Origin of the sequence: Paenibacillus sp. FSL F4-0236 (genome assembly GCF_038000135.1) — a bacterium.
Taxonomy (GTDB): domain Bacteria; phylum Bacillota; class Bacilli; order Paenibacillales; family Paenibacillaceae; genus Paenibacillus_AQ.
In genome coordinates, this window is record NZ_JBBOBK010000001.1 from 5,202,430 (window position 1) to 5,215,251 (window position 12,822).

The window sequence follows — 12,822 nt, forward strand, 5'->3', positions numbered from 1 at the left end:
CCCTTATCCAGTCGTCTGCTATAGATTCTGTATTGTTTATTTTACTGCCGATACATGTTTTAGAAACTGTTCAACCTCTGATAACTGCGGCAGCGATGGGATCGCGCCTTCTTTCCCTACAGCCAGTGCTCCAACAGCATTAGCGAAGCTCACTGCCTCCTCCAACGTTTTGCCTAAGACCAATTGCTGGGCTAATGCCCCATTGAATGAGTCTCCGGCAGCAACCGTGTCTATCGCCTTGACCGGGAATCCAGGAACTGACTTAGCGCCTTCAGCATTAACGATCAGTGCGCCTTTAGATCCCAAGGTTACGATCACATTTTTAACACCTTTTTGCAGCAAAATACGGGCAGCCCGCTCAGCCGTCTCTATACTATCGACAGTCATCCCAGCTAGAATTCCTGCTTCCGTCTCATTTGGCGTCAAATAGGTTACTTGACTTAACATCTCATCCTTAAGCCTTCTGGCTGGTGCAGGATTTAAAATGATTGGAATCCCATAACCATGGGCAATAGCAATAGCATGCTCACTCATCGCCAGTTCCATTTCAAGCTGCATCACAATCATCTCAGCCTGGCTGATTACAGTCTCTAACGCCTGTATATCCTCTGCAAAGAGATCAATATTCGCTCCGGGTACAACGATAATCCGATTCTCTCCATCTTCTTCAATAACGATTGAAGCTACACCTGTTGCCTCAGTTTCACTCACTGAGATATGTTCTATATGAATACCTTCCTGCTTAATAATCTCCAGCATTTCGCTTCCAAAGGTATCTTTTCCGACGCTGCCGATCATACTAACCTCAGCACCCAGACGTGCTGCGGCAACGGCTTGATTCGCTCCTTTTCCACCGGGAGATAGAGCAAATGCTTGTCCCATAAGCGTTTCTCCTGCATTCGGTGCCCGGTTCGTACGTACTACCATATCCATATTTAAGCTTCCAATCACAACTATACCCAACTTAAACACCACCAATAATTATTTCTTCAATCTCTTTATCTTAGGGTCTTCCCTTCACTTTATCAATCACTTCCGTTGATTTTGCCCCTAATTGGCTATTTTCACCAAATTGACGTTATGCTTTTGTAGATAAAGTGTGCTAGAATGATGGTGCAATCGCTTCCACAACGATTGATGACTGTTTTTTGAGCAAACGTTTGCATCGTAGATAATGCCAGCAGCTTTACTGCAATTCAATCTAATCCGCGATTAGGAGGCTTATCAAGTGAACGAACAAAAATTACCATCAGTAGCTTATTTCAGTATGGAGTACGGGTTACATTCCGATTTTAAAATGTATGCTGGAGGGCTTGGAATTCTCGCCGGTGACTACATTAAGGGAGCTAAAGACATCAATGCTCCTATCATCCCTATCGGGCTGAAGTGGAAACAAGGTTATACGGATCAAAAAATTGATGCGAACGGTAATCCATACGACTCCTATCACAATTATGTTTATGATTTTCTTGAAGATACAGGGGTGAAGGTAACTGTAAAAGTCAGAAAGACCGATGTGGTGTGCAAAGTATGGAAGACTGATTATTTTGGCAACAGCACGTTGTATTTACTGGATACGGATATCCCCGAGAATAATGATGCATGGATTACTGGACAATTGTACGGCTGGTTCGGTGAGGAACGGATCGCTCAAGAGATCGTACTCGGGATCGGCGGAGTAAAAGCTATGCGTGCTCTCGGCATTCCGATTGATGTCTATCATTTCAATGAAGGCCATGCAGCCTTAGCAGCCATCGAACTCATTCGTGAGAAGATGTCCGGAGGCAGCACCTTTGAGGAAGCTTGGAAAGCTACTCGGGAAGAGGTTGTGTTCACTACACATACGCCGATAAAAGAAGGCAACGAAACCCATCCACTCGACCGCCTAGAGTATATGAGTGCATTCAATGGCTTAACCCGCGACCAGATGGAGCGTATCGGTGGTGAGCCGTTCAACATGACGGTTGCCGGTCTGCGACTCTCCCGTATTTCTAATGCAGTGGCTCAGCTTCATGCGGATACAGCCAATAAGATGTGGAAAGAGGTTGCCGGAAGATCGGACATCATTGGCATTACTAATGCCATTCATACCCCTACCTGGGTAGATGAAAGAATGACACAAGCCTATGAACAAAATGGCGATTTATGGGCAGTGCATAAAGAAATTAAGGGTGAACTGATTGATTTCATCAAAGAACGGTCCGGCATTAGTCTAAATGCTGACAATCTACTCATTGGCTTCTCACGCAGAGCTGCTCCTTATAAACGCAGTGACCTGATCTTCTCGCAGCCGGAAATTATTGAGCCTTATCTGGAGTCCGGCAAAATACAAATCGTCTTCTCTGGCAAAGCCCATCCACTCGATGATAACGGCAAAAAAATCGTCAGCAATTTAGTGGCGATGATGAAAAAATATCCGAAGAGTGTTGTCTTCTTGGAGAATTACGATATGACTATCGGCGCACAGCTGACACGCGGTTCTGATATTTGGCTCAACAATCCGCGTAGACCATTGGAAGCAAGTGGTACCTCCGGGATGAAGGCAGCCATGAACGGCGTATTGAACTGCTCTATTCTAGATGGCTGGTGGCCGGAAGCCTGTATAGATGGCGAGAATGGCTGGCAGATCGGAGACGGCTTCGAGACTACTGACTTCGAGGTTCTGGATAAGCATGATAGTGATGCGCTATACGACACCCTATTGAATCGAGTACTCCCAACCTATTATGAGAATCGTGAACAGTGGGTACAAATGATGAAGAAGAGTATCGAAACCACTCGCACCGAATTTGCCACCAAAAGAATGCTGGATGAATACTATAACAGAATGTACATTAAAAACTAAGTACAGAAAACGGATATTCCTATATCAAAATAGAACAGCGCACCCTCCAGTGATGGTAGAGGTGCGCTGTTTCTTTTTTAACTCTGCTTAGTAATTAATCACTCTATCTATCATATATATCTGAATGGGACGACGATTACCACATACTGTAATGTGTCAATTATTCAAAAAGTGTTGCATTTTCCCCAAAAAACATTAATATAGAACTTATACTAAATCTAAAATCAAATCTTACGAGGTGATTCTATTAATGAGCTCCAATAATAATAATCTTACGACCAGCTGGGGTGCTCCAGTAGGCGACAATCAAAATTCAATGACAGCCGGTGATCGTGGTCCTACTTTGCTGCAAGATGTCCATCTGCTTGAAAAATTAGCCCACTTTAACAGAGAACGTGTTCCTGAACGTGTCGTTCATGCTAAGGGTGCTGGCGCTCATGGGTATTTTGAGGTCACTCAGGATTTAACTCAATATACAAAAGCTAATTTTTTATCTGAGGTAGGCAAGCGTACCCCAATGTTCATCCGTTTCTCAACGGTAGCTGGGGAGCTAGGTTCTGCTGATACTGTAAGAGACCCACGTGGTTTTGCTGTGAAGTTCTATACCGAAGAAGGAAACTATGATCTCGTAGGTAACAATACACCTGTATTCTTCGTTCGTGATGCAATCAAGTTCCCCGACTTTATTCATACACAGAAGCGTGATCCACAGACACACTTAAAGAACCCTAATGCGGTTTGGGACTTCTGGTCTTTATCGCCGGAATCTCTACATCAGGTTACGATTTTGATGTCAGATCGCGGAATCCCAGCTACGTTGAGACATATGCACGGGTTCGGAAGCCACACCTTCAAATGGGTAAATGCCGAAGGCAATACCGTCTGGGTGAAATATCATTTCAAAACAGAACAAGGCATTAAGAACCTTGCTCCAGATCTTGCCGCCAAAATAGCTGGGGAGAACCCAGATTATCATACAGAAGACTTGTTCAATGCTATTGATAAAGGAGATTTCCCAGCGTGGAAGCTCTACGTGCAGATTATGCCGATCGAAGATGCGAACACTTACCGCTTTGATCCATTCGATGTAACCAAAGTATGGTCGCAAAAAGATTATCCATTAATTGAGGTTGGCCGCATGGTACTGGATCGCAATCCAGAGAATTACTTCGCGGAAGTAGAGCAAGTTACGTTCTCTCCTGGCTCTTTTGTCCCTGGTATTGAAGCTTCTCCTGATAAATTGCTACAGGGTCGACTGTTTGCTTACGGCGATGCTCATCGTCACCGTGTAGGTCCTAACCATAACAGCCTGCCTATCAACCGTCCAAAAGTAGAAGTGAAGAACTATCAACGTGACGGTGGCATGGCACTCGGCAACAATGGCGGATCCGGTGCCTATTATGAGCCTAACAGCTTAGGCGGACCTAAAGAAGCACCACAGTACAAAACATCACCTTTCGAAGTATCTGGAAATGCCGACAGTGTCTCCTATAATAGTGATGACCATTATACACAGCCTGGTGACTTGTATCGCCTGATGAGTGAAGAAGAACGTACCCGTCTTGTTCAAAATATCGTAGGCGCTATGACACCAGTTGAAAGTAACGATATTAAACTTCGTCAAATTGTTCATTTCTATAAAGCTGATCCAGAACTGGGACAGCGTGTTGCATCCGGTTTAGGATTATCCGTCCCAGGCGAATTATAAGACTGTAATTGCACTTATACAATCAAAGAGGACCTTTACCCGTAAATGGGAAAGGTCCTCTTTTTTCATAAGAAAAGCTAAAACATATAATATATAAGAACGATCACGATGCATAGCGTGGAGACAACAGATAAGCACGAAAAAAAAGTATTCCAGTTATTGCCCTTCATTTGTCTTATACACGACCAGTATACTGCTTCTTTGATGCTCTGCCCCATCACGTGAAGATTTGACTACCGAACCGTAACAGATATTCACAACCTGTTCCTCACGCAGCCCTGCCAAGAACTCATTCGCCTTATTCTCAGCATACGAATTATCAGCATCTACAAACTCTTTTACTTGAATCATCCTGATCTCTCCTTTAATAAATTATAGTTACTTTTTATGTCTAGATTCTATAGGTGAACTCAACGAAATGTACATGGCGTATCACTCCCCTGGTAACATTTAATGTAAAATTATCTTCGAAATATAGTATAGGCATTCCGCAGTTTTCTACGAAATGCCTATAACATCAGCCTATCATAGCACCCAACTATACAATAGTCAAACGTTTTAAATACAATATTTAGTAAGAATTTATTGCCTTTGCAAAATGGATTGGATTTACATATAGAAGCTGTTATACTGATCAGAAGGTTCCCTCTAGGGGACCTCTATTTGTATAGGAGGGATTTTAATATGGCAACGCGTCATAACAAATTTGCAAAGAATGTGCTACTTAGAGGGGGTGAAATCTACTATGAACCATAGTCTAATTTATGAAGGCTCAAGGACACAACTGGTCCAGCAGCTTATTTATTTTGATGAGGAAAAAATCGCATTTCTAAATCAGTATTTCCCGGAACGAAGCAAACAAAGAAGTAATGCTGAAACGCTGTTGTCCCGTTATTGCTCCGAGCTGGAACAATTACTTTCCCGTTTCAATGGTGAAGAATTGAATTCACTCGTATTGATTGGAAGTCAGCTTCAGCTACGCTACTTAGACGACAATACTACAGATACCTACACCATCGTATTTCCAAACCAGGCAGAACCCAATGATAACAAGATTTCAATGTTCTCGCCTATTGGCATGCAGCTGCTGTTAGCTCAGATCGGCAGTACATGTCAGCTAGCTATTCCTTCAGGTGAGTTATCAGTAAAAATCGAAAGTATTAAGTTTGTGAATTGTGGTGAGGTGGCCGTTCTTATTTAAGCCCACTCGCACATATCACCAACATTAACAGCGTCCCTTTCCAATCTTATGGAAGAGGACGCTGTTCATCTATTCAGCCTGTTAAGCACTTCTTCATACTTTTATTTGAGCCTCAATCCTTCACCCAGTTTACTGACTGATTTTTCGATACGAGATGCTCTGGTTTCAGGTCTTTTCGCCGTTTCGATCCAAGATACATATTCCTTCTGATAAGAATAAGCCAGACCGTTATAATAAGCTTCTGCCTGCTCATGGCTACTCAACGCATCAAGGAAATCCTCTGGGGCTTCTACCTCCCGTAATTGATGATCTTGCTCCATCGTCACCTGCACAATATCACCAGGTTGAGCTTTGGCTAGATCCCGTAGTTCCTTCTTTACCACCATAAAATGCTTTCCGTTTCCATGGGGCATAAGCGTTCCTCTATAGGGGATTCCATTTACACTTCCTTTTACCTGTATTCTGGACTTTGTTTCAAATATTTGTTCGGCATCAAAAGGGACGTTAAGATAAGTCCAGCTCCCACTTGCATCAGGTCGCACTAATTTAGCTTCAAATTCAAACATTGCTACCTCCTCAACTAAAAGCCCTAAGTTCTATTGTATCCATATGAATGTAACTATACAAAAAAAACACCTGCCTATAATAGGCAGATGTTTCTTAATTATAAGCGGGTGATGGGAATCGAACCCACGCTATCAGCTTGGAAGGCTGAAGTTCTACCATTGAACTACACCCGCAAAGGTATAAAATCGGGATGACACGATTTGAACATGCGACCCCCTGGTCCCAAACCAGGTGCTCTACCAAGCTGAGCTACATCCCGTCAAAACATGTAATTACTTAGTAATAAAAATGGCGCGCCCTGAGAGATTCGAACTCCCGGCCTTTTGATTCGTAGTCAAACGCTCTATCCAGCTGAGCTAAGGGCGCAAAAATTATGGAGCGGAAGACGGGAATCGAACCCGCGACCCTCGCCTTGGCAAGGCGATGCTCTACCGCTGAGCCACTTCCGCAAAATATGGTGCGCGTGAAGGGACTTGAACCCCCACGTCGTGAAACGCCAGATCCTAAGTCTGGTGCGTCTGCCATTCCGCCACACGCGCACACTTTGAAAATAATGGTGAGCCATGAAGGACTCGAACCTTCGACACCCTGATTAAAAGTCAGGTGCTCTACCAACTGAGCTAATGGCTCTCATAAATGGCTGGGGATATAGGATTTGAACCTATGCATGACGGAGTCAAAGTCCGTTGCCTTACCGCTTGGCTAATCCCCAACAATAATTAACTAAATGGCGGAACCGACGAGATTCGAACTCGCGATCTCCTGCGTGACAGGCAGGCATGTTAGGCCAACTACACCACGGTTCCATAGACATAATGCATAAGAGTAAATTGGTTGCGGGGGCAGGATTTGAACCTGCGGCCTTCGGGTTATGAGCCCGACGAGCTACCGGGCTGCTCCACCCCGCGTCATTTAATAATTATATACTATTCATTTACACTACGCCAGCTAGTCCCAAAACATCATGCTTAAGGAAAATTTGGTTGCGGGGGCAGGATTTGAACCTGCGGCCTTCGGGTTATGAGCCCGACGAGCTACCGGGCTGCTCCACCCCGCGTCGTTCTTAAATGAATATGGTGGAGGCTGAGGGGATCGAACCCCCGACCCTCTGCTTGTAAGGCAGATGCTCTCCCAGCTGAGCTAAGCCTCCATGTTATGACCCGTATGGGATTCGAACCCATGTTACCTCCGTGAAAGGGAGGTGTCTTAACCCCTTGACCAACGGGCCATGCTAATAAACTTTATGGCGGAGAGAGAGGGATTCGAACCCTCGAGACGCTTGTGGCGCCTACACGATTTCCAATCGTGCTCCTTCGGCCAAACTCGGACACCTCTCCATAAATGGCTCCCCGAACAGGACTCGAACCTGTGACAACTCGATTAACAGTCGAGTGCTCTACCAACTGAGCTATCAGGGAATATGGTGGGCCTTAGTGGACTCGAACCACCGACCTCACCCTTATCAGGGGTGCGCTCTAACCAGCTGAGCTAAAGGCCCTTTTTAAGACACATCAATATTAAGGGCAAAAAAAATACCACGGGTAATGTGGTTGTCCGCTTGGCGACGTCCTACTCTCCCAGGACCCTTCGGTCCAAGTACCATCGGCGCTGGAGGGCTTAACGGTCGTGTTCGGGATGGGTACGTGTGGAACCCCTCCGCTATCGCCACCAAACGGGCATTTACATCGTAAATGCTCAGGCTTGAGTCGCCTGAAAACTGAATCCGAATTGAATTTGCATTTTAAGTATAGGATAAGCCCTCGACCGATTAGTATTGGTCAGCTCCATGCATTACTGCACTTCCACCTCCAACCTATCTACCTCGTCGTCTTCAAGGGGTCTTACTAATTGGGAAATCTCATCTTGAGGGGGGCTTCACGCTTAGATGCTTTCAGCGCTTATCCCGTCCGTACGTAGCTACCCAGCCATGCTTCTGGCGAAACAACTGGTGCACCAGCGGTACGTCCATCCCGGTCCTCTCGTACTAAGGACAGCTCCTCTCAAATTTCCTGCGCCCACGACAGATAGGGACCGAACTGTCTCACGACGTTCTGAACCCAGCTCGCGTACCGCTTTAATGGGCGAACAGCCCAACCCTTGGGACCTACTTCAGCCCCAGGATGCGATGAGCCGACATCGAGGTGCCAAACCTCCCCGTCGATGTGGACTCTTGGGGGAGATAAGCCTGTTATCCCCAGGGTAGCTTTTATCCGTTGAGCGATGGCCCTTCCATGCGGTACCACCGGATCACTAAGTCCGACTTTCGTCCCTGCTCGACTTGTAGGTCTCGCAGTCAAGCTCCCTTATGCCTTTGCACTCTTCGAATGATTTCCAACCATTCTGAGGGAACCTTGGAACGCCTCCGTTACTCTTTAGGAGGCGACCGCCCCAGTCAAACTGCCCGCCTGACACGGTCCCCGTACCCGGTAAGGGTACTAGGTTAGAACCTAGATACGATCAGGGTGGTATCCCAACGGCGCCTCCACCGAAGCTTGCGCTCCGATTTCTACGGCTCCCACCTATCCTGTACAGATCGTACCCAAATTCAATATCAAGCTGCAGTAAAGCTCCATGGGGTCTTTCCGTCTTGTCGCGGGTAACCTGCATCTTCACAGGTATTAAAATTTCACCGGATCTCTCGTTGAGACAGCGCCCAAGTCGTTACGCCATTCGTGCGGGTCAGAATTTACCTGACAAGGAATTTCGCTACCTTAGGACCGTTATAGTTACGGCCGCCGTTTACTGGGGCTTCGGTTCATAGCTTCGGGTTACCCCTAACCACTCCCCTTAACCTTCCAGCACCGGGCAGGCGTCAGCCCGTATACTTCGCCTTGCGGCTTCGCACAGACCTGTGTTTTTGCTAAACAGTCGCTTGGGCCTTTTCACTGCGGCCCCCTCGTGCTATTCACACTACCGGGGCACCCCTTCTCCCGAAGTTACGGGGTCATTTTGCCGAGTTCCTTAACGAGAGTTCTTCCGCGCGCCTTAGAATTCTCTTCTCGCCTACCTGTGTCGGTTTGCGGTACGGGCACCTTCTCCTGGCTAGAGGCTTTTCTTGGCAGTGTGAGATCATGACCTTCGCTACTATAATTTTCGCTCCCCATCACAGCCCAGCCTTAATGATGTGCGGATTTGCCTACACATCAGCCTCACTGCTTAGACGGACATATCCATCAGTCCGCGTCACTACCCTCCTGCGTCACCCCATCGCTCATAGCGGATTACGGTGGTACAGTAATTTCAAACTGTTGTCCTTCGACTACGCCTTTCGGCCTCGCCTTAGGTCCCGACTTACCCTGAGCGGACGAGCCTTCCTCAGGAAACCTTGGGCTTTCGGCGGATCAGATTCTCACTGATCTTTTCGTTACTCATACCGGCATTCTCACTTGTATGCTGTCCAGCGCTCCTTACGGTACACCTTCAACCCACATACAACGCTCCCCTACCCCAGATACATACGTATCTAGCCATAGCTTCGGTGGTGTGTTTAGCCCCGTTACATTTTCGGCGCAGAGTCACTCGACCAGTGAGCTATTACGCACTCTTTCAATGGTGGCTGCTTCTAAGCCAACATCCTGGTTGTCTGTGCAACTCCACATCCTTTCCCACTTAACACACACTTGGGGACCTTAGCTGATGGTCTGGGCTGTTTCCCTTTTGACAATGGATCTTAGCACTCACTGTCTGACTCCCGGCAATAAGTATATGGCATTCGGAGTTTGACTGAGCTTGGTAATCCTTGCGGACCCCGCACCCAATCAGTGCTCTACCTCCACTACTCTTATACCGAGGCTAGCCCTAAAGCTATTTCGGGGAGAACCAGCTATCTCCGAGTTCGATTGGAATTTCTCCGCTACCCCCACCTCATCCCCGCATTTTTCAACATGCGTGGGTTCGGGCCTCCAGTGCGTGTTACCGCACCTTCACCCTGGACAGGGGTAGATCACACGGTTTCGGGTCTACGTCCACATACTAAATCGCCCTATTCAGACTCGCTTTCGCTGCGGCTCCGTCTTCTCGACTTAACCTTGCATGTTAAACGTAACTCGCCGGTTCATTCTACAAAAGGCACGCCATCACCCATAAATAGGGCTCTGACTTTTTGTAAGCACACGGTTTCAGGTTCTATTTCACTCCCCTTCCGGGGTGCTTTTCACCTTTCCCTCACGGTACTGTTTCACTATCGGTCGCCAGGTAGTATTTAGCCTTAGCAGATGGTCCTGCTGGATTCATACGGGGTTTCACGTGCCCCGCACTACTCGGGATCCGTCTCGGAGAGAACACAGTTTAGGTTACAGGGCTTTTACCTCTATCGCGGGCCTTTCCAGACCTCTTCACCTACCATATTCCTTTGTAACTCCATGTGAGACGTCCCACAACCCCTAAGAGCAAGCTCTTAGGTTTAGGCTGTTCCGCGTTCGCTCGCCGCTACTGACGGAATCACTATTGTTTTCTCTTCCTCAGGGTACTTAGATGTTTCAGTTCCCCTGGTCTGCCTCTACATCTCCTATGTGTTCAGAGATGAGTAACTGCGAATTACCACAGCTGGGTTTCCCCATTCGGACACCCCCGGATCAAAGCTTGCTTACAGCTCCCCGAGGCAGTTTCGTTGTTCGCCACGTCCTTCGTCGGCTCCTGGCGCCTAGGCATCCTCCGTGTGCTCTTATTAGCTTAACCTCGATTTTTCCTAAGAAAAATCTCACTAATAACATTTACTTGTTTGCACAAGTTGCTAAAAGATGTTCTAAAACGCAAATTCGTTTCGGTATCCAGTTTTCAAGGATCAAGTTTAAAGATGAGAGCTTAAACTCTCAAAACTGAGCAACGAGTGAGTAACAGGCCTAAACCTGAGATTTGGAAGTTTAACTTCCGATTTGAATGTCTTCATTGCAGAAGACGATTCTCCATAGAAAGGAGGTGATCCAGCCGCACCTTCCGATACGGCTACCTTGTTACGACTTCACCCCAATCATCTACCCCACCTTCGGCGGCTGGCTCCCTTGCGGGTTACCCCACCGACTTCGGGTGTTGTAAACTCTCGTGGTGTGACGGGCGGTGTGTACAAGACCCGGGAACGTATTCACCGCGGCATGCTGATCCGCGATTACTAGCAATTCCGACTTCATGCAGGCGAGTTGCAGCCTGCAATCCGAACTGAGACCGGCTTTGATGGGATTGGCTTCACCTCGCGGTTTCGCTTCCCGTTGTACCGGCCATTGTAGTACGTGTGTAGCCCAGGTCATAAGGGGCATGATGATTTGACGTCATCCCCACCTTCCTCCGGTTTGTCACCGGCAGTCACTCTAGAGTGCCCAGCCTTACCTGCTGGCAACTAAAGTTAAGGGTTGCGCTCGTTGCGGGACTTAACCCAACATCTCACGACACGAGCTGACGACAACCATGCACCACCTGTCTCCTCTGTCCCGAAGGCCGCCACTATCTCTAGTGGATTCAGAGGGATGTCAAGACCTGGTAAGGTTCTTCGCGTTGCTTCGAATTAAACCACATACTCCACTGCTTGTGCGGGTCCCCGTCAATTCCTTTGAGTTTCAGTCTTGCGACCGTACTCCCCAGGCGGAGTGCTTACTGTGTTAACTTCGGCACCAAGGGTATCGAAACCCCTAACACCTAGCACTCATCGTTTACGGCGTGGACTACCAGGGTATCTAATCCTGTTTGCTCCCCACGCTTTCGCGCCTCAGCGTCAGTTACAGCCCAGAAAGTCGCCTTCGCCACTGGTGTTCCTCCACATATCTACGCATTTCACCGCTACACGTGGAATTCCACTTTCCTCTTCTGTACTCAAGTCACCCAGTTTCCAGTGCGACCTCAGGTTGAGCCCAAGGTTTAAACACCAGACTTAAATGACCGCCTGCGCGCGCTTTACGCCCAATAATTCCGGACAACGCTTGCCCCCTACGTATTACCGCGGCTGCTGGCACGTAGTTAGCCGGGGCTTTCTTCTCAGGTACCGTCACTCCGATAGCAGTTACTCTACCGGACGTTCTTCCCTGGCAACAGAGCTTTACGATCCGAAAACCTTCATCACTCACGCGGCGTTGCTCCGTCAGACTTTCGTCCATTGCGGAAGATTCCCTACTGCTGCCTCCCGTAGGAGTCTGGGCCGTGTCTCAGTCCCAGTGTGGCCGTTCACCCTCTCAGGTCGGCTACGCATCGTCGCCTTGGTGGGCCGTTACCCCACCAACTAGCTAATGCGCCGCAGGCCCATCCCTCAGTGACAGATTGCTCCGTCTTTCATTCTTTCTTCAGGAGAAAAAAGAAATTATCCGGTATTAGCTACCGTTTCCGGTAGTTATCCCAGTCTAAGGGGCAGGTTGCCTACGTGTTACTCACCCGTCCGCCGCTAAGTCACTTTGAAAGCAAGCTTCCAAAGTGACTCCGCTCGACTTGCATGTATTAGGCACGCCGCCAGCGTTCGTCCTGAGCCAGGATCAAACTCTCCAATTAGTATTGAAAAGAGCGATATGCTCATTTTGAAAC

At 47.6% G+C, this 12,822-nt stretch carries 6 protein-coding genes, 15 tRNA genes and 3 rRNA genes; 3 read left to right on the top strand and 21 right to left on the bottom strand.

What is annotated here, in order from left to right; translation table 11 throughout:
- Positions 1–36: 36 nt before the first annotated feature.
- Positions 37–975: a ribokinase gene (gene rbsK, locus NSQ29_RS23290; protein WP_341126195.1), complete on the bottom strand. Its 939-nt coding sequence runs from the start codon at positions 973–975 to the stop codon at positions 37–39.
- A gap of 253 nt (positions 976–1,228) precedes the next feature.
- On the opposite strand from rbsK, the gene glgP reads away from it, so the two are divergent.
- Together glgP and katA are read left to right on the top strand one after the other, a co-directional pair.
- The gene (glgP, locus tag NSQ29_RS23295) at positions 1,229–2,845 is read left to right on the top strand and encodes an alpha-glucan family phosphorylase (protein WP_341126196.1); all 1,617 of its coding nucleotides are present in this window, start codon (positions 1,229–1,231) and stop codon (positions 2,843–2,845) included.
- 250 nt (positions 2,846–3,095) lie between these two features.
- Positions 3,096–4,553 (top strand): catalase KatA, encoded by a 1,458-nt coding sequence (gene katA, locus NSQ29_RS23300; protein WP_341061154.1) that lies wholly within the window; start codon positions 3,096–3,098, stop codon positions 4,551–4,553.
- A gap of 156 nt (positions 4,554–4,709) precedes the next feature.
- Here katA and NSQ29_RS23305 read toward each other — a convergent pair whose 3' ends face one another.
- On the bottom strand, positions 4,710–4,904 hold the full coding sequence (locus NSQ29_RS23305; RefSeq protein WP_042184993.1) for a sporulation protein Cse60: 195 nt from the start codon (positions 4,902–4,904) through the stop codon (positions 4,710–4,712).
- A 394-nt stretch (positions 4,905–5,298) separates the two neighbouring features.
- Here NSQ29_RS23305 and NSQ29_RS23310 point away from each other — a divergent pair, with 394 nt between their 5' ends.
- A complete protein-coding gene (locus NSQ29_RS23310; protein WP_060625163.1) occupies positions 5,299–5,754 on the top strand; it encodes a GreA/GreB family elongation factor in 456 nt (151 codons plus the stop codon).
- 101 nt (positions 5,755–5,855) lie between these two features.
- Here the strand turns inward: NSQ29_RS23310 and NSQ29_RS23315 are convergent, their stop codons facing one another.
- The 19 genes from NSQ29_RS23315 to NSQ29_RS23405 all read right to left on the bottom strand — a co-directional run bounded on the left by NSQ29_RS23315 (position 5,856) and on the right by NSQ29_RS23405 (position 12,789).
- The gene (locus NSQ29_RS23315; protein WP_341126197.1) at positions 5,856–6,320 is read right to left on the bottom strand and encodes a YdeI/OmpD-associated family protein; all 465 of its coding nucleotides are present in this window, start codon (positions 6,318–6,320) and stop codon (positions 5,856–5,858) included.
- A 103-nt stretch (positions 6,321–6,423) separates the two neighbouring features.
- Positions 6,424–6,494 (bottom strand) — tRNA-Gly (locus NSQ29_RS23320).
- Between the two features lie 12 nt (positions 6,495–6,506).
- A tRNA-Pro gene (locus NSQ29_RS23325) sits at positions 6,507–6,580 on the bottom strand.
- Positions 6,581–6,610: 30 nt separating this feature from the next.
- A tRNA-Arg gene (locus NSQ29_RS23330) sits at positions 6,611–6,687 on the bottom strand.
- Between the two features lie 8 nt (positions 6,688–6,695).
- Positions 6,696–6,770, bottom strand: a tRNA-Gly gene (locus NSQ29_RS23335).
- A gap of 6 nt (positions 6,771–6,776) precedes the next feature.
- A tRNA-Leu gene (locus NSQ29_RS23340) sits at positions 6,777–6,860 on the bottom strand.
- 15 nt (positions 6,861–6,875) lie between these two features.
- Positions 6,876–6,951, bottom strand: a tRNA-Lys gene (locus NSQ29_RS23345).
- 7 nt (positions 6,952–6,958) lie between these two features.
- Positions 6,959–7,033: transfer RNA gene (locus NSQ29_RS23350), tRNA-Gln, on the bottom strand.
- A gap of 16 nt (positions 7,034–7,049) precedes the next feature.
- A tRNA-Asp gene (locus NSQ29_RS23355) sits at positions 7,050–7,127 on the bottom strand.
- A 25-nt stretch (positions 7,128–7,152) separates the two neighbouring features.
- Positions 7,153–7,229, bottom strand: a tRNA-Met gene (locus NSQ29_RS23360).
- Between the two features lie 72 nt (positions 7,230–7,301).
- Positions 7,302–7,378: transfer RNA gene (locus NSQ29_RS23365), tRNA-Met, on the bottom strand.
- Between the two features lie 17 nt (positions 7,379–7,395).
- Positions 7,396–7,471, bottom strand: a tRNA-Val gene (locus NSQ29_RS23370).
- A 6-nt stretch (positions 7,472–7,477) separates the two neighbouring features.
- Positions 7,478–7,549, bottom strand: a tRNA-Glu gene (locus NSQ29_RS23375).
- A 16-nt stretch (positions 7,550–7,565) separates the two neighbouring features.
- Positions 7,566–7,658: transfer RNA gene (locus NSQ29_RS23380), tRNA-Ser, on the bottom strand.
- 5 nt (positions 7,659–7,663) lie between these two features.
- Positions 7,664–7,739, bottom strand: a tRNA-Asn gene (locus tag NSQ29_RS23385).
- Between the two features lie 3 nt (positions 7,740–7,742).
- Positions 7,743–7,819, bottom strand: a tRNA-Ile gene (locus NSQ29_RS23390).
- A gap of 58 nt (positions 7,820–7,877) precedes the next feature.
- Positions 7,878–7,994, bottom strand: a 5S ribosomal RNA gene (rrf, locus tag NSQ29_RS23395).
- Between the two features lie 75 nt (positions 7,995–8,069).
- Positions 8,070–10,998: ribosomal RNA gene (locus NSQ29_RS23400) — 23S ribosomal RNA — on the bottom strand.
- Positions 10,999–11,231: 233 nt separating this feature from the next.
- A 16S ribosomal RNA gene (locus NSQ29_RS23405) occupies positions 11,232–12,789 on the bottom strand.
- Together the 16S, 23S and 5S rRNA genes with 15 tRNA genes alongside form the textbook arrangement of a ribosomal RNA operon.
- Positions 12,790–12,822: the final 33 nt, after the last annotated feature.